General features: G+C 64.2%; 16 protein-coding genes. 8 read left to right on the forward strand and 8 right to left on the reverse strand.

All coding sequences use genetic code 11. From position 1 onward, the window contains the following. Window positions 1-122 precede the first annotated feature (122 nt). From LB543_RS30350 to LB543_RS30360, 3 genes are all read right to left on the reverse strand, one after another. Window positions 123-1763 carry an ABC transporter substrate-binding protein gene (locus LB543_RS30350; RefSeq protein ID WP_224616784.1) on the reverse strand — a complete coding sequence of 547 codons (1641 nt, stop codon included), beginning with the start codon at window positions 1761-1763 and terminating at the stop codon, window positions 123-125. A 486-nt stretch (window positions 1764-2249) separates the two neighbouring features. Further along, on the reverse strand, window positions 2250-2753 hold the full coding sequence (gene secB, locus LB543_RS30355; RefSeq protein ID WP_224595977.1) for a protein-export chaperone SecB: 504 nt from the start codon (window positions 2751-2753) through the stop codon (window positions 2250-2252). A 472-nt stretch (window positions 2754-3225) separates the two neighbouring features. After that, window positions 3226-3723, reverse strand: a complete 498-nt coding sequence (locus LB543_RS30360; RefSeq protein WP_140765607.1) for an FxsA family protein — start codon at window positions 3721-3723, stop codon at window positions 3226-3228. 199 nt (window positions 3724-3922) lie between these two features. On the opposite strand from LB543_RS30360, the gene LB543_RS30365 reads away from it, so the two are divergent. From LB543_RS30365 to LB543_RS30380, 4 genes are read left to right on the forward strand one after another with little or no spacing between them, the layout of a single operon-like run. After that, window positions 3923-4630 (forward strand): Tim44/TimA family putative adaptor protein, encoded by a 708-nt coding sequence (locus tag LB543_RS30365; RefSeq protein ID WP_224616786.1) that lies wholly within the window; start codon window positions 3923-3925, stop codon window positions 4628-4630. Window positions 4631-4651: 21 nt separating this feature from the next. Next, complete coding sequence (locus tag LB543_RS30370; RefSeq protein WP_224616788.1) at window positions 4652-5749, forward strand: murein transglycosylase A; 1098 nt, start codon at window positions 4652-4654, stop codon at window positions 5747-5749. Then, window positions 5749-6279, forward strand: coding sequence for a Smr/MutS family protein (locus tag LB543_RS30375; RefSeq protein ID WP_224616791.1), 531 nt, complete (start codon window positions 5749-5751; stop codon window positions 6277-6279). The genes LB543_RS30370 and LB543_RS30375 overlap by 1 nt, the downstream gene beginning before the upstream one ends. A 25-nt stretch (window positions 6280-6304) precedes the next feature. Continuing rightward, window positions 6305-6673 (forward strand): helix-turn-helix domain-containing protein, encoded by a 369-nt coding sequence (locus tag LB543_RS30380; protein ID WP_140813224.1) that lies wholly within the window; start codon window positions 6305-6307, stop codon window positions 6671-6673. Window positions 6674-6821: 148 nt separating this feature from the next. Here LB543_RS30380 and LB543_RS30385 read toward each other — a convergent pair whose 3' ends face one another. The 4 genes from LB543_RS30385 to LB543_RS30400 form a co-directional block, all read right to left on the reverse strand. Next, window positions 6822-7061 (reverse strand): hypothetical protein, encoded by a 240-nt coding sequence (locus tag LB543_RS30385; protein WP_140813225.1) that lies wholly within the window; start codon window positions 7059-7061, stop codon window positions 6822-6824. Between the two features lie 375 nt (window positions 7062-7436). Then, complete coding sequence (locus tag LB543_RS30390; RefSeq protein WP_224616793.1) at window positions 7437-8051, reverse strand: transglutaminase-like cysteine peptidase; 615 nt, start codon at window positions 8049-8051, stop codon at window positions 7437-7439. Between the two features lie 160 nt (window positions 8052-8211). After that, window positions 8212-9489, reverse strand: a complete 1278-nt coding sequence (locus LB543_RS30395; protein WP_224616795.1) for a polyhydroxyalkanoate depolymerase — start codon at window positions 9487-9489, stop codon at window positions 8212-8214. Between the two features lie 291 nt (window positions 9490-9780). After that, window positions 9781-10149 (reverse strand): septal ring lytic transglycosylase RlpA family protein, encoded by a 369-nt coding sequence (locus tag LB543_RS30400; protein WP_140762270.1) that lies wholly within the window; start codon window positions 10147-10149, stop codon window positions 9781-9783. Window positions 10150-10458: 309 nt separating this feature from the next. Between LB543_RS30400 and LB543_RS30405 the strand changes: the two genes are divergently transcribed. The 4 genes from LB543_RS30405 (at window position 10459) to LB543_RS30420 (ending at window position 15475) form a co-directional block, all read left to right on the forward strand. Then, window positions 10459-10644, forward strand: a complete 186-nt coding sequence (locus LB543_RS30405) for a hypothetical protein (RefSeq protein WP_224616797.1) — start codon at window positions 10459-10461, stop codon at window positions 10642-10644. Window positions 10645-11608: 964 nt separating this feature from the next. Beyond that, window positions 11609-13060, forward strand: coding sequence for a pyridoxal-phosphate dependent enzyme (locus tag LB543_RS30410; protein ID WP_224616799.1), 1452 nt, complete (start codon window positions 11609-11611; stop codon window positions 13058-13060). Beyond that, window positions 13057-14226 (forward strand): trans-sulfuration enzyme family protein, encoded by a 1170-nt coding sequence (locus LB543_RS30415; protein ID WP_224596000.1) that lies wholly within the window; start codon window positions 13057-13059, stop codon window positions 14224-14226. Before LB543_RS30410 ends, LB543_RS30415 begins: the two co-directional genes overlap by 4 nt. Before the next feature lie 280 nt (window positions 14227-14506). Beyond that, a complete protein-coding gene (locus LB543_RS30420; protein WP_224616801.1) occupies window positions 14507-15475 on the forward strand; it encodes a GlxA family transcriptional regulator in 969 nt (322 codons plus the stop codon). Window positions 15476-15497: 22 nt separating this feature from the next. On the opposite strand, the gene LB543_RS30425 is transcribed toward LB543_RS30420, so the two are convergent. Continuing rightward, the gene (locus LB543_RS30425; protein WP_224616803.1) at window positions 15498-15665 is read right to left on the reverse strand and encodes a hypothetical protein; all 168 of its coding nucleotides are present in this window, start codon (window positions 15663-15665) and stop codon (window positions 15498-15500) included. Window positions 15666-15742: the final 77 nt, after the last annotated feature.

Raw genomic sequence — 15742 nt, forward strand, 5'->3', positions numbered from 1 at the left:
ACGGGGAGTTGAGGAGCGGTCCGCATAGCGGACGAAAAGCCAACTGCTTGGCTTTTCGAGCGACGAACGCCGGCAGGACAGTGAGGAGCGGCGCGACGTCTACGGTTGGCGCCGCGTCCGCCTCAGCTTTCGATCCAGACCTTCTCGAAGTGCTGCTCCAGCGCCTGGTGCTGTTCGCAGCCTTCGATGCCTTTGCGGTAGGTGCGGTAGACCGAGCGCCAGTAGGGTTGGATGATGATGCCGGAGTCGCGCAAATTCTGCTCGATCTTGGCCATGATCTCCTTGCGGGCCTTGGGGTCGGGCATGGCCAGCGCCTTGTCGAGCAGCTCGTCGAACTCCTTATTGGCGTAGGCGCTTTCGTTCCAGGCAGCGCCGGACTTGTACGCCAGCGCCAGCACCTGGACGCCGAGTGGGCGGCCGAGCCATTCGGTGCAGGAATAGGGGAACTTGCTCCAGTCGTTCCAGAAGGTGGCGGCGGGCAGCACGGTGCGCTTGATCTTGAGGCCGGCCTCGCGGATCTGCGCCGCGATGGCGTCCGCCGTGTTCTTCTGCCATTCGACGTCGACCGAGATCAGCTCGTATTCGTGGTCGGCCTTGCCGGATTCGGCGAGCAGTTTCTTGGCCTGATCCACGTCGCGCTTGGCCGGGCCGATATCGGCGTATTCGGGGTGCATGGGGCCGACATGGTGGTTGTCGGCGGGTTTGCCGTGGCCGTCGAGGCCGAGTTTCAGCACGGCCGAATTGTCCACGGCGAGCTGGGCGGCGCGGCGCACCTTGACGTCGTCATAGGGCGCATTGCCGACATTGAAGCGGGCGACGATGGTCGAGCCGGTGGCGATCTCGGAATTCTTCAGCCCCATCTTGTCGGTCTGCGAGACGGCGTCGGAAGCGGTTTCGTGGTCGGTGTCGATCTCGCCGGATTCGAAGGCCGACAGCGTGGCGTTGGGGTCGGAGCCGTAGTCGATCCATTGGATGCCATCGAGGTAGAACTCGCCCTTCCACCACGGCTTGTCCTTGCGCTTGACCTCGGCGCCGGTCTCGGCGTCCCATTTGACCAGCTCGCAGGGGCCGGTGGTGATGGCCAGCGCCTTCATGGGGTCGCCGTCGCCGTCATAGGAGCGGTGCATGATCAGCGCGGGATAGTCGGCCATGCCGGCGATCAGCGAAATGTCGGGTTTCGGCAAATTGAGTTTTATCGTGAAGTCGTCGACCTTCTCGATGCCGCCATCGACCAGCTTCTTGGTGTCGGCGTCGACCAGCGCCCCCATGCGCGCGGCGACCGAATTGCCGGCAACGCCGGCCTCGCACCAGCGGGTGAGGTTGTGGACGACATCGTCGGCGTTGAACGCGTCGCCGTTCGACCACGAAATGCCCTTGCGCACATGCAGCGTCAGCGTCCGGGCGTCGTCGCTCATCTCCCACTTTTCCAGCAGCCAGGGCTCGAACGTAAAATCGGTGTTCCAGCGCACCAGATATTCGTTGCACTGGCGCGCGACATTGGACATTTCGACGCCGTCGAAGGTGCGCGGGTCCTTGAAACCCTTGACGTTCATGGCGACGCGCAAGGTCCCGCCCTTCTTCGGCTCGGCGGCGCGGGCAGGCGTCGCCGTCAGGCCGCCCAGGGCAAAGGCGCCGGCGGCGCTGACGCCGAGCCCGGCCATCAGCGCCAGATATTCGCGGCGGCTGATGCCGCCCGTCCTGAAATCGTCGGCGACGGGTTTGGCGCACGGGTGGAGCTTGCGGTCGGTCAGCATGAATTTCATCGTCGTTCCCTCTTTTGTTGGTAGATGCCGCCCAAAACTGCCCGGCGGTTTCGGGACGGCATGCACGAAAACAGGCGCGCCAAGGCGGGGCGGCTGCATCAGCCGGGACGCCATTGCCAGAATGATAAAGCGGGGGGAGGCGGGGAAGTGTTCTGGAATCCGCAGGACTTGTGCGGTGCTCCGCAGGGGATGAGCGTGGCGGTTCAGAACTGGCCGACCGCCGAGTTCCTTCACACCCCCCTCTGTCCTGCCGGACATCTCCCCCGCAAGGGGGGAGATTGGCAGCTTCGGCGCTCCGCCGACTTTGAGACGTTGGAGATTGGCGAAGGCAAAACACGACATCCGATCTCCCCCCTTGCGGGGGAGATGGCCGGCAGGCCAGAGGGGGGTGCTGTCCCGCCAGCGTTGCCGAGATGACAAAGGGATGGCGCCAACAAAAAACCCGGCACGAGGCCGGGTTCTTCAAGCGATCCCTGTCAGCCGAGATCAGCTCACCTTGGTCTGCGAGGCGGCCTGGTCCTCGGCGATCTTCTGCTGGAACATCTGCGCGAAATCGATCGGGTCAAGCATCAGCGGCGGGAAGCCGCCATTGCGGGTCGCCTCGGCGATGATCTGGCGGGCGAAGGGGAACAAAAGGCGCGGGCATTCGATGAACAGGATCGGCAGCATGTGCTCCTGCGGGAAGCCCGAAATGGCGAAGACGCCGCCATAGACCAGCTCGACATTGAACAGCACTTCCTGGTCGAAGGAGGCCTTGGCGTTCAGCGTCAGGTTGACGTCGAACTGCTTGTCGGAAAGCGGGTTGGCGTTGACGTTGACGTTGATGGCGATGCCGGGCGCCTTGTCGCGGCCGCGCAGCGAGTTCGGCGCGCCGGGGCTTTCGAAGGACAGGTCCTTGACATACTGGGCCAGGACGTTGAGCGAGGGCTGCGTCGCGCTGCCGTTGCCGTTTCCGTTGGCGCCGACCGGCGCGTCATCATTGCTGGCCATGAGCCTATATCCTTTTGCCTGGGCAGCGTTGCTGACCGAATTGAAATCGGGCGTTCGCTACCATGGCCGGCATGACAAGACAAGGTTTGCCGCCTTCGGGCTCGGGGGCAATTGCCTTGGGCTGTATTGGCCACGGTTGGATGTGGAGAGATCACTGTCGGGGCCGGCACCGCCCTCATCTGGCTGCCCGTCCTCCGCAGCCGTTGCCGAAGGGTGCCCTTCCTCTCCCCCGTCGATCGGGGGAGAGGTGTCGAGCGAAGCTCGACGGAGTGGGGGTCGACCCTTGGGCGCAAGGCGAGGCAATGCCTGCGCCTTGGTCCCTTTTCAATATCCGTTTGCGGCGGTTGCCAGGTGGTTCCCCCACTCCGTCTCGGCTTCGCCGAGCCACCTCTCCCCCCTCCGGAGGGAGAGGAAAGTCTGGCCGGGGCGGGCGCTAGCCTTTCAGAACAAATCAGAACGCTGCAACCTCGACCTAGTCGTCCTTCAGCCGCCGCCACGGCGAATTATGGTCCGGGCCGCGCTTCAGGTCGTCCTCGCGCGAATAGTCGCCGTCTTCGAGGTCGATGACCTTGTCTCGCTGGCGGCGGAAGCCGCCGGTGGAGAAATCGGTGGCGACGACGATGCGGCCCTTCAGCCTGTTCCAGGCAAGGTCGCGCAGCGGCGGCAGGAACAGCAGCAGCCCGATGATGTCGGTGATGAAACCGGGGATGATCAGCAGGATCGCCGCGACCACGATCATGGCGCCATGGGCGAGCTGGCGGCTGGGGTCGCGGCCGGCTGCCATCTCGGTGCGGATACGGGTCATGACGCCGAAACCCTGGTGGCGCAGCAAAAGCACGCCGGCGAAGCTCGAGGCCAGCACTAGGCCGACCGTCGCCAGCGCGCCGACCTCGCGGCCGACGACGACGAAACCGGCGATTTCCAGCAGCGGCAGCGCCAGGAGAAAGAAGGGAAGCAGCGAAATGCGCAAGTCTTTACCGACCATTCGATTGTTTTGTCCCGCCGGCGGCCAATCGCCGCTGGCATGGAGGCTGTTAGATAGGTATGCCTGCCTTTGATTTGAATGATTGCGCCTTGCGTTCTATATGCTTTGAATGTTGAACGCTATGCGACCGCGGCCTGTTGGCTGGACGGTCCGGCCTAGAGGCAGGGATTGATTGGCGGAAGATATGGGCTTCTTCGACTTCGGCACGATTTTCTTCCTGATCGCGGCGGTGGTGATCTTCTTCCAGCTGCGCAACGTGCTGGGCCGTCGGACCGGTAGCGAACGGCCGCCCTTCGATCCCTACACGGCGGCGCGCACCGACAAGGACGCCACGCAGAAGCCCGAGAACGTGGTTTCGCTGCCGCGCAAGCGGGCGCCCGGCGAGCCGGCGCCGGCCGACGCCTATACGGCGATCGACGCCTTCGCCAAGCCCGACACCGATCTCAACAAGGGCCTGCGCGCGATCAAGGACAACGACCCGTCCTTCGATCCCAAGGGGTTCATCGACGGCGCCAAGATGGCGTATGAGATGATCGTCATGGCCTATGCCGACGGCGACCGCAAAACGCTGAAGAACCTTTTGTCACGTGAAGTTTTTGACGGCTTCGTCGCCGCGATCGGCGAACGCGAGGCCAAGTCGGAAAAGATCCAGTCCTCCTTCGTCGGCATCGACAAGGCCGACATCGTCTCGGCCGAGATGAAGGGCGGCGAGGCGCATGTCACGCTGCGCATCATCAGCGAGCTGATCTCGGCGACGCGCGACAAGGCGGGCGCGGTCATCGACGGCGATCCCGAAACCGTGGCCGAGGTCAAGGATGTCTGGACCTTCGCCCGCGACACGCGCTCGCGCGATCCGAACTGGAAGCTCGTCGCCACCGAAGAAGAAGACTGAGCCCGGAACAGGCGGGCTCCGGTGTCGCTGTCGCCTCTCCTTGTTGAAAGATCCTTCGGCGACCTGCCCGGTTGGGGTGACGACGACCATCTGCCGGCCTTCGAGGCATTTGGCCGCTCCGCTTTCCATGCGCCGGTCAAACCCTATCGCAGCGGTGCGCTGGGCGTCGATTTCGGCGCCTTCGCCGAGGCCTATGCGCACGCGCGAGCAGCCCCTGCCGCCAGCCGGCCGCAGGCCCGTGCCTTCTTCGAGCGCCATTTCGTCCCCATGCTGGTCCAGCCGGAGACCGGCGCCGGGCTCGTCACCGGCTTCTACGAGCCTCAGGTCGAGGCTTCACCGGTGCGGACCGCGCATTTTGCCGTGCCGCTGCTGTCGCGTCCGGCCGACCTCGTCGATGTCGACGATGCCAACCGGCCCGCCGGAATGGATCCTTATCTCGCCTTCGCCCGCCGGACGGCCGACTGGCTGGCCGAATATCCTGACCGTGGCGCGATCGAGCGCGGCGCGCTCGCCGGCCAGGGGCTGGAGATTGCCTGGCTGGCCGACAAGGTCGATGCCTTCTTCATCCATGTGCAAGGCGCGGCTCGGCTCGCCATGACCGACGGCCGGCTTTGCCGCGTCACCTACGCAGCCAAATCCGGCCAGCGCTTCACCGGGCCGGGCAAAACCTTGAGCGAGCTCGGCGAAATCCCGCTGGCGGAAGTGACGATGCAGTCGATCCGCGCCTGGTTCAAGGCGCATCCGGAGCGCATCGACGAGATCCTGTGGCGGAACCGCTCCTATATCTTCTTTCGCGAGGCCGCAGTGGATGACACGGCGCTGGGGCCGATCGCGGCCGCCAAGGTGCCGCTGACGCCGGGCCGCTCGATGGCCGTCGATCGGCTGCTCCACACATTCGGCACGCCTTTCTACATCGACGCGCCGACGCTCACCGCCTTCGACAAAAGACCGTTCCGGCGGCTGATGATCGCGCAGGACACCGGCTCGGCCATCACCGGACCGGCGCGCGGCGACCTGTTCGCCGGCTCGGGCGACGCCGCCGGCGAGATCGCCGGCGTGGTGCGCAACGCCGCCGATTTCTACGCGTTGGTGCCCCGCGTGCTGGCCGGGGGCGCATGATGAGCAAGCGCCCGGACAAGCTCAGCGAGGATGACCGGGTGCTGTGGAACCTGGTGGCGCGCACCGCCAAGCCGCTCAAGGGCCGCGCCGCCGTCGACATTCCAGACCTGGCCGTCGATGCCAGGCCGACGCCGGCCCAACCGGCTCAGCCCGCCGCCGGCCTGGCTGGCGCGGCAAAGCCGAAGGTCCAGCATGTCACGCACCGGCTCGACGAGCCGACGCTGGACAAGTTGCAAAAAGGCCGGCTGCCGATCGAGGGCCGCGTCGACCTGCACGGCATGACGCAGGACGAGGCCTATTCGCTGCTGTTCTCGTTCCTGCACCGGGCGCGTGCCGGCGGCGTCCGCTATGTACTGGTCATCACCGGCAAGGGGTCGTCCTCGGGCGGCGACGGCGTCTTGCGGCGTGCCGTGCCCGCCTGGCTGTCGACGCCGGCGTTCCGGCCGCTGGTCTCCAGTCACGACCATGCCGCCCGCAACCATGGCGGCTCGGGCGCGCTCTACATCAGGCTGCGGCGGGTGCGCTCGTGAGGCGTAGAGCCGGGAGACCGGGCGCATGACCCCGTTCGGCGAGAAGCTGCGCGCGCTGAGGGCCGAGCGCGGCGTCAGCCAGAAGGATATGGCGGCGGCGATCGGTGTCAGCGCCGCTTATCTGTCGGCGCTCGAGCATGGCAGGCGCGGCGCACCGACCTGGACGCTGATCCAGAAGATCATCGGCTATTTCAACATCATCTGGGACGATGCCGAGGAGCTGGCGCGGCTGGCCGAGGCCTCGCACCCGCGCGTCAAGCTCGACACGTCGGGTCTTTCCCCCGCCGCCACCGAACTCGCCAATCTTCTCGCCGAAAACATCGAGAAGCTGGATGAGGCCGCGCTTGTGCGCATCACCGCCTCGATCCGCGCGGCATTGGGCCGGCGATCCTAATGCATGTCGCCCGGAAGTGTCCTCGGTTCCGGGACCGCGACATGCATAAATCAGAAGCTCACAGCAGGTCGGGCGAATACCATTCGCCGCGACATGCTGTAGAAGACAGTGCCCGCCGGCGAGCAGCCAGCGGGCAGCCGTGGTGAGATCATTGCTTGCCGGCCGTGCTGCCGCCATTGTTTCCCCGGCCGCCATTGCCCTGATGGTCGCGGCCACCGTTGCCGCCGCCCAGGCAGTCCGACGCGCCAGCGCTGCAACAACGGCCGCTCCACAGGTCGTTGAGATTGGTGTTGGCGCAGCTTGGGATGGTCTGGCCGGCCAGAGCAGATCCGGTCAGGGCCGAAGCGGCGGCGGCGGCGAGAAGGGTATTTCGCAGAAAAGCAGTCATTTGAAGTCTCCATGATTTGGGTTTCTATCGTCCACGGCTGTGTGTCGCCGGGCGAACGGAAATGGTTCACGGAGGGGCGCGGAAAGTTTTTTGGGTTGCGTAGCGCAGGGAAATAGCAACGTCGGCGCCGCCCCTCATCCGCCTGCCGGCACCTTCTCCCCGTGAACGGGGAGAAGGGAATTTCCCGCGCCGTCGCCGCTTGTCCTGCAACGTTGACGATTGGCGAAAGCAACGACAACGGCGTCTTTCTCCCCGTCACTATACGGGGAGAAATGTCCGGCAGGACAATGAGGGGCAGCGCTGCCCTTTGCTAAAGATAAACGGACACTTTCATGGGCACGAGAGCTGCCGCGGTTCGAACCGCGGCGCTCTTTGCTACTGCACCGAGCCGACCAGGACCTGCTGGCCGCCGCGGATCGAGACCCAGCGGCCGGTGTTGTCGATCGCCTGGCGCTTGAGGAAGCGGTAACCGGTCTCGTCCCAGGGTTTGACCTTGTCGGTCAAATTGTCGAGCACAAAGTCGCCGCCGTCGGTGCGCACCGTCAGTACGGCGTGGCCCTCACCGTCGGGCTTGCGCACGACGGTTATCAAGAGATCGGCGAGCGAGATGCCCATGCGGGACAGCTGGCGCCGCTTCTCCAGCACGTAGTCCTCGCAGTCGCCGACGCCGTTGTCGGGATAGGCCCAGACCTCGTCCTTGCCGTATATGTCCATGTCGCTCATCGGCTTGACGGCGGCATTGACCCTGGCGGTGACGTCGACCAGCTTGCGCATCAAGCCGTCGGTCAGGGTGGCCGGCGCGAGGTTGGCCGGGCGGATCGAGCATTCGCCCGGATGCTGCTTGCAGAAATCGTAATGGCCGATCGGCTGCGAGGTGAGGCCCCCGGTCGCCATGGCGCCCGACGCCCAGGCCGGTGCCATCCAGCCTCCCGTTAACGCCAGCCCGGCTGCCACGCATACGCGCAGCCTTCGCACGGTTGAGGAATTCATTGTCCCCGCTCACCCTGTTGTTAACGAAACGTTAAGGGCGATTTACACTCCGTGTCAATTAAAGACATCGAGTTGATTGGCGGCATGGTTACCCGCCGGGAGGGAAAGCGGCGCTCGTGCAACGGAATCGGACCCGCGGCCGGTTCCGTTTCCAAACTCCCTACCGCTTGGCGGTGCGGACCAGCTTCGGCTTCACCGCCACCCGGTTCTGGCGGCCATAGCTGGCGATGAAGTCGACGATGCGCGGCACGATCTCGGAGCGGAAGCGCGAACCGTTGAAGACGCCGTAATGGCCGACCGCCGGCTGCACGTAATGCGCCTTCCTGTCGGCGGGGATGTTGACGCACAGGTCCTGCGCCGCCCTGGTCTGGCCAAGACCCGAAATGTCGTCGTTCTCGCCCTCGACCGTGAACAGGGCGACGTTGCGGATGGCGGACGGATCGATCCTGGCGCCACGATGCGTCATCTCGCCCTTGGGCAGGGCATGGCGCACGAAGACCGTGTCGACGGTCTGCAGGTAGAATTCCGCCGTCAGGTCCATCACCGCCAGATACTCGTCATAGAAGTCGCGGTGCTTTTCGGCATTGTCGCCATCGTCCTTCACAAGGTGCATGAAGAATTCCTTGTGGGCGATGATGTGGCGATCGAGGTTCATGCTCATGAAGCCCGACAGCTGCAGGAAGCCGGGATAGACCTCGCGGCCGAAGCCCGGCACCGGCCAGGGCGCGCGCATCACGACATTGTCGCGGAACCAGTCGATGCCCTTTTCCTCGGCGAGCAGATTGACGGCGGTAGGGTTGCGGCGGGTGTCGATCGGCCCGCCCATCAGGGTCATCGTCGAAGGGACGAAGGGGTCGCCCTTCGCTTCCATCAGCGCCACGGCCGCAAGCACCGGCACGGAAGGCTGGCACACGGCCATCACATGCGTGTCCGGACCCAGCGTGTGCAGCATGTCGATGATGTAGTCGATATAATCGTCGAGATCGAAGCTGCCGTCGGCCAGCGGCACCATGCGGGCGTCGACCCAGTCGGTGATGTGGACATCGGCATGGGGCAGCATCGCCTCGACCGTGCCGCGCAGCAGCGTGGCGTAATGGCCCGACATCGGCGCCACGATCAAAAGCTTCGGGTCGGCCTTGCGCCCGGCTGGAACGGCGCGCTCGAACCGGACGAGATTGCAGAACGGCTTCGACCAGACGGTCTTTTCGGTGACCGCGACGCTGTTCCAGTCGACCACCGTCTTGGCCAGGCCGAATTGCGGCTTGCCGTAGCGGCGCGTGGTGCGCTCGAACAGTTCGGCGCCCGCCGCGATCGATCGGCCCCAGTGCGTATGCGAAACCGGGTTGAGCGGATTGGAGTAGAGAAATCGGACCGCGTCGGCATAGAGCCGCGCCGGCTGCAAGGCAGCATGGTTCATTTCGTAGAGCTGGTAGAACATACGTTACCCCGCGCCCGAAGGGACGACGAGCAGCGCCGAGCCCTAGATGTCTCGCGGGGAGGTTAACAACTAATTGCTGCGATGCAATACGTCACGTGGCGTGACGAATGCTTCTTTTCGCCCAAAGCCTTGAAAATCGGCCCCGGACGGCACAGCCGGCTCAATGTGCGGTGCCGAAATGTGTAGGATATGTGTCAGGTCTCGGCGCCGGACACCTGGCCATGATCCCGGAAGCTTCCCGCTTTGCTCCGCTGATCCGCGGTCCGGGAGAGATCACAAGAGACGGTCAGGTCAAACGCGCGTCATGCAGACGGACGTCTGACCGGAGCCGATGAAGCCGAGCTGGCCTGCGGCGCCTTTCGACAGGTCGAGCACGCGGCCCTTGATGAAGGGACCACGATCGTTGATGCGCACGACGACGCTGCGGCCGTTGTTCTTGTTGGTGACCCGCAATTTGGTGCCGAACGGCAGCGTGCGGTGGGCGGCGGTCAGCGCCGAGGGGTTCATACGCTCGCCCGATGCGGTCCTCGAGTGCAGCGCGTACCAGGAAGCGCGGCCACACTGGCCGGCGGCGGCGGTTGCCGAAGTTGCGGAGGCGCCGACCATCAGGCCAGCAACGATCGTTACCGCGACGAGCGCGGTCTGTTTTGGGGTCTTCATACTTGGGGGATGGCTCCGTTTTTGACAGACCCCAGCCGTTAGGAGGAGAATAAGGCACGAAATGCGGCAGTGATCTGGCGGTTCCATGGCGAGATCACACGTTTGGAGTCAGCGGGTAACAGTCTGTCAGGGACTTTTTGGCGCTCCAGGACCGGTTTCTGATGATGTTTTGATCGGCACGAAGGACTTTTAAGACAAGATTATGCATTGATCTTCAAATAGAAGTCTGCACGATCTGGCCACTTCCTTCGGCTCTTTCATCACGGCGATAGCGCCGAAATCGATCGACTTGAAAAGCGGGATTCGACAATGAGACTGATCAAAAATCTGCTGGCCTTGATTGTACTGGCCATCGGTGCGCTGTGGTCGCTGCAAGGCATCGGCGTGGTCGGCGGCAGTTTCATGACCGGCCAGTCGCAATGGCTCTATATCGGCCTCGCCGCCATGCTGGTCGGCCTGGCCGGGCTGGTGTGGGCGAACCGTTCGCGCGCGTAAGCCGCGCTTGGCCCCTTATCGCGACGCACTTCCGGCGGCGATCGTGTATTTGGCGGACCTGTGTTCGCCCGAAAGCGACTTCCGCGATCGCACCATGTTCGCCTGAGTGCAGTCTGGTATTTATCGGGGGGCGGCGCGTGGCCGAACAACTTCCGTTCTCAACTATAAGACGGCGGGACTAAAGTCTTGCGCACCGGTAGGCCTTGGTCCGAGGGGCCTTCAAACGTTCTGGACTTGTCCATTGGACGTTCCGTACTTTAGCCAATTGAGATATACACAGTTTGAAGCAGACCTATTTCAAAGGCGTTCTAATCCTCGGCCGTGTTGACGTGCATCTCGGTCGGCACAAAGAGCCATTCTGGTTCGGCGCATCGATCACTCGTTCTACCCCAAGTAGCGCCAGATCGTGCACCAGATTGCGATTTCAAGCTGGCCATGGACCCGCCGGGAAAAGAATGGCCGGTGCGGGGGATGCTTGGGTTGAAAGCGGGTCGCACCGGCCATTGCGGGTTAGGCTTCGATTTGGGATCGTCCCCCGCATGACCAAGCTATATGTATATTAGCTATCACTCAACTAAGACTGAAGTCCCTCCTGCTGCCAGCCGGAGGGGATAGCGGTTCGCCGGTGAGGTCAGCACTTTACGACGCCCCCCTCTGGCCTGCCGGCCATCTCCCCCACGGGTGGGGAGATTGGCAGCTTCGCTGACTGTGCTCTCCCTTCAACGGTCGAAGAATAGCGAAGGCCAGGGTGATGCCGATCTCCCCCTTGCGGGGAGATGTCAGGCAGGACAGAGCGGGAGGGTGTGACGGAACTCGGCATAGGGATCGAATCCGGGTCGACCGTTCTGTGGCAACCGCCGCTGGAATTTCATTCCCCGTCTGGCCGCCGGATTGGCACGATCTATCTTCTTTCCAACAGCGATCGGCTGGAAAAGACGCTAGGTTGATCCATGGAGGCTCCGACATGAGCGAGCGCAGAAAAGCCATAGCCGACGGTGCCGACGGCGCCCCATCGGACACCGCAACATCCCGCCTGCGTAAACCCTATGCCTCGGTGCTCGATCTGATCGGCCAGACGCCCATCGTCGAGCTGACCAGGTTCGACACGGGAAAATGCCGGCTGTTCATCAAGCTCGAGAGCCAGAACCCCGGTGGCTCGATCAAGGACCGTATCGCGCTATCGATGATCGCGGCGGCGGAGAAGGACGGCAGGCTCAAGCCCGGCGGCACCATCGTCGAGGCGACCGCCGGCAATACCGGCCTTGGCCTCGCCCAGGTCGGCATCCCCAAGGGTTACCGCATCATCCTGGTCGTGCCAGACAAGATGTCGCGCGAAAAAATCCAGCATCTGCGCGCGCTGGGCGCCGAAGTGCACATGACGCGCTCCGATGTCGGCAAGGGTCATGCCGAGTATTACCAGGACATGGCGGAGAAGATTGCCGCCGAACTGCCCGGCGCCTTCTATGCCAACCAGTTCGCCAACCCGGCCAACCCGCAGGCGCATGAGACGACGACCGGCCCGGAGATTTTCTCGCAGCTTGACGGTGATGTCGACGCGGTGGTGGTCGGCGTCGGCTCGGGCGGCACGCTGACCGGACTTGGCCGCTTTTTCGCCAAGGCGTCGCCGAAGACGGAGATGGTGCTGGCCGATCCGGTCGGCTCGGTGCTGGCGCCGCTGATCAAGACCGGCAAGATGGAAGAGGCGGGAAGCTGGACCGTCGAAGGCATCGGCGAGGATTTCGTGCCGCCCAACGCCGATCTGTCGCTGGTCAGGAAAGCCTATTCCATCACGGACAAGCAGAGCATGCTGGCCGTGCGCGATCTGTTGTCCCGGGAAGGCATCCTGGCCGGTTCTTCCTCCGGCACGCTGCTGTCGACGGCCCTGCGCTATTGCCGCGAGCAGACGACGCCCAAGCGCGTCGTCACCTTCGTCTGCGACAGCGGCAACAAGTACCTGTCGAAAGTGTTCGACGATTTCTGGCTGGCCGAGCAGGGGCTGGCCGAGCACGAACAGCATGGCGATCTGCGCGACCTCGTGATGCGCACGCACCGCACCGGCGACACGGTCTATGTCGGGCCGGATGAAAGCCTGCTCAACGCTTATGGCCGCATGCGGCGCTCCGATGTCTCGCAATTGCCGGTGCTCGACAATGGCAAGCTGGTCGGCATCGTCGACGAAAGCGATATTCTTGCCCATGTCGACGGACCCTATGACGGGCGCTGGGAGCGCTTCAGCGGCCCGGTGCGCACGGCGATGACCTCCAACCTGCACACGCTGCAGGCCAGCCAGACGCTGGACGTGCTGCTGCCGGTGTTCGACCGCAACGAGGTCGCCATCGTCTTCGACGGCGACGAGTTCGTCGGCCTGATTACCCGCATCGACCTGATCAACCATCTGAGGCGCCGCGCAAAATGACCACATCCGGCAAGAACCGCCTGGCCTTCTCCACCCGTACCATCCATGGCGGCCAGAGCCACGACCCGTTGACGGGTGCCGTGATGGTGCCGATCTATGCCACCTCGACCTATGGCCAGCAGTCGCCTGGCGTGCACAAGGGTTTCGAATATGCCCGCAGCCAGAACCCGACGCGCTTCGCCTTCGAGCGCGCGGTGGCGGACCTGGAAAGCGGCTCGGCGGCTTTCGCCTTTGCTTCCGGCCTGGCGTCGATCGCCACGGTGCTGGAGCTGCTCGATTCCGGCGCCCACATCGTCGCCACCGACGACATCTATGGCGGCTCGTTCCGGCTTATGGAGCGGGTGCGCAAGCGCTCGGCCAACCTGCAGGTGAGCTTCGTCGATTTCACCGACCTTGCGGCGGTCGAGGCGGCGATCCGGCCGGAGACCAAGATGCTGTGGGTCGAGACGCCGACCAACCCGCTGCTGCGCATCGTCGACCTCGAAGGCGTCGCGGCGCTCGCCAGGCGCAAGGGCATACTGACTGTCGCCGACAACACTTTCTGCAGCCCCTATATCCAGCGGCCGCTGGAGCTCGGCATCGACATCGTCGTCCACTCGACGACCAAATATCTGAACGGCCATTCCGACATGGTCGGCGGGGTGGCTGTGGTCGGCGACAATAAGGATCTCGCCGACCGGCTGAAATTCCTGCAGAATGCCATCGGCGCCATATCGGGTCCGTTCGACAGTTTCCTGGCGCTGCGCGGTTTGAAGACCCTGGCGCTCAGGATGGAACGCCATTCCACCAACGGGCTGAAAATCGCGCAGTGGCTGGAAACCCGCAGGGACGTGCGCCGCGTCATCTATCCCGGCCTCGCCAGCCATCCGCAGCATGCAATAGCCGTCCAGCAGATGCATGCTTTCGGCGGCATGATATCCGCCGTGCTGGATCGCGACCTTGCCGGCACGAAACGCTTCCTCGAACGCACGCGGCTGTTCACGCTGGCCGAGAGCCTCGGCGGGGTGGAGAGCCTGATCGAGCACCCGGCGCTGATGACGCATGGCTCCATTCCCGCCGGGAAGCGGGAAGAGATCGGCATATCGGATTCGCTGGTGCGGCTGTCGGCGGGCATCGAGGACGGCGATGACCTGATCGCGGACCTGGATCAGGCGCTGGGGGACTGACACGAGCGCTCTGGGCGGCTTATGCCGATACCTATCGGGTGTCAGCGCCGCCCCTCACCTGCCTGCCGGCATCCTCTCCCCGTATAGGGACGGGGAGAGGGGCGCTGTCCTCGGCGGTTTCGCCAATCGGTGGCGTTGCAAAACAAGAGCCGACATCGCGGTCAGCCCTTTCTCCCCGTCTCTATACGGGGAGAAATGCCCGGCAGGGCAATGAGGGGCGGCGCCAACGTTCCGGATAGGCAATTGACCCCAGGCGCCATTCGCCCGAGATGTAGCGCCCATGGCCACGCGCGAACCACCGAAACCCACCGAAACCCTCACCTTCGCGGTGCTCGTGTTCCCCGGCTTTCCGATGATGGCGTTCAGCTCGGTCATCGAGCCGCTGCGCGCGGCCAACATACTGGCGAAGCGGGAATGCTACCGCTGGATCATCGTTGGGGCGACCCAAGGTCCGGTTGAGGCGTCCAATGGCGTGGTCATCCAGCCGGGGTTTTACGCCGAGGCGGCGCCCAAGGTCGACCGCATCGTGGTGTGCTCGGGCGGCGACGCCGATCACCTCGTCGCCGAGGACGCGGCGAGCTGCATCCGCCGCAGCCTGCGGGCCGGCGCCCATGTCGGCGCGGTGGCGGACGCGGCGTTCTTCCTGGCGCGTGCGGGCCTGCTCGACGGCCATGCCTGCACCTTGCATTGGACCAGCCAGGCGGCCTTCACCGAGGCCTTCCCGAACATCGAGTTGCGGCGCGACCTCTATGTCATCGACCGCAAGCGCTTCACTTCGGCCGGCGGCGTCGGCAGCCTCGACATGATGCTGGAGATCATCACCCGCGACTACGGCGCCGAGCTTGCCGCGGGGGTCGCCGAATGGTTCGTGCACAGTCCCTTGCGATCGAGCATCGACCGCAAGCTGATGCCGCTGCGCCTGCGCACCGGCGTCCAGAACGAGCTGGTGCTGTCGGCCATCGCCATTATGGAGGATGCGGTGGAGGAACGGCTTGGCATGGCGGAGCTGACCGCGAAACTGGGCGTCTCGTCCGACAAGCTCGAACGATCCTTCCGCTCCGAACTCGCCATCTCGCCGAACGGCTACTACCGGCGGCTGCGGCTGAAGCGCGCCGCCGATCTCCTGGCGCATTCGACGCTCGCCGTGCGCGACGTGGCGCTGGCTTGTGGGTTTGCCTCGATGTCGAGCTTTGCCCGGGCTTTTCGGGAAGAGCACGGGCATGCGCCGAAGATGGCGCGGAGGCATTAGGCGCAGTCAGCGGGCGGCCGTTTCAGGCGCGCCGAAGGAATAGCAGGTAGAAAGCCGTGAACATAAAAACTATCCCAATATTTGCAACCAGCCGTCCCCAGAATTGACCTCTGAAGAACAGGAAATCCATACCGACTATAACCACCACCATCGCCACCACGTAAAGCGCAATGGCTACTTGTCTGCTCATGGGAACTTGATTCTCCTTTTCAAGTTCGCCAGCACGTGACCTGACGTGCCGGTGCTCCATTGCCTGGCCAGAATAAC

It is taken from the genome of Mesorhizobium sp. ESP7-2 (assembly GCF_020164715.1).
GTDB lineage: Bacteria > Pseudomonadota > Alphaproteobacteria > Rhizobiales > Rhizobiaceae > Mesorhizobium.

Excerpts from the sequence above, each read along its gene's own strand:
- LB543_RS30415 (WP_224596000.1), top strand. The coding sequence starts at position 13,057 with ATGACCACATCCGGCAAGAACCGCCTGGCCTTCTCCACCCGTACCATC.
- LB543_RS30400 (WP_140762270.1), bottom strand. The coding sequence starts at position 10,149 with ATGAAGACCCCAAAACAGACCGCGCTCGTCGCGGTAACGATCGTTGCT.
- LB543_RS30350 (WP_224616784.1), bottom strand. The coding sequence starts at position 1,763 with ATGAAATTCATGCTGACCGACCGCAAGCTCCACCCGTGCGCCAAACCC.
- LB543_RS30405 (WP_224616797.1), top strand. The coding sequence starts at position 10,459 with ATGAGACTGATCAAAAATCTGCTGGCCTTGATTGTACTGGCCATCGGT.
- LB543_RS30395 (WP_224616795.1), bottom strand. The coding sequence starts at position 9,489 with ATGTTCTACCAGCTCTACGAAATGAACCATGCTGCCTTGCAGCCGGCG.
- LB543_RS30420 (WP_224616801.1), top strand. The coding sequence starts at position 14,507 with ATGGCCACGCGCGAACCACCGAAACCCACCGAAACCCTCACCTTCGCG.
- LB543_RS30385 (WP_140813225.1), bottom strand. The coding sequence starts at position 7,061 with ATGACTGCTTTTCTGCGAAATACCCTTCTCGCCGCCGCCGCCGCTTCG.
- LB543_RS30410 (WP_224616799.1), top strand. The coding sequence starts at position 11,609 with ATGAGCGAGCGCAGAAAAGCCATAGCCGACGGTGCCGACGGCGCCCCA.
- LB543_RS30375 (WP_224616791.1), top strand. The coding sequence starts at position 5,749 with ATGAGCAAGCGCCCGGACAAGCTCAGCGAGGATGACCGGGTGCTGTGG.
- LB543_RS30365 (WP_224616786.1), top strand. The coding sequence starts at position 3,923 with ATGGGCTTCTTCGACTTCGGCACGATTTTCTTCCTGATCGCGGCGGTG.
- secB (WP_224595977.1), bottom strand. The coding sequence starts at position 2,753 with ATGGCCAGCAATGATGACGCGCCGGTCGGCGCCAACGGAAACGGCAAC.
- LB543_RS30425 (WP_224616803.1), bottom strand. The coding sequence starts at position 15,665 with ATGAGCAGACAAGTAGCCATTGCGCTTTACGTGGTGGCGATGGTGGTG.
- LB543_RS30390 (WP_224616793.1), bottom strand. The coding sequence starts at position 8,051 with ATGAATTCCTCAACCGTGCGAAGGCTGCGCGTATGCGTGGCAGCCGGG.
- LB543_RS30380 (WP_140813224.1), top strand. The coding sequence starts at position 6,305 with ATGACCCCGTTCGGCGAGAAGCTGCGCGCGCTGAGGGCCGAGCGCGGC.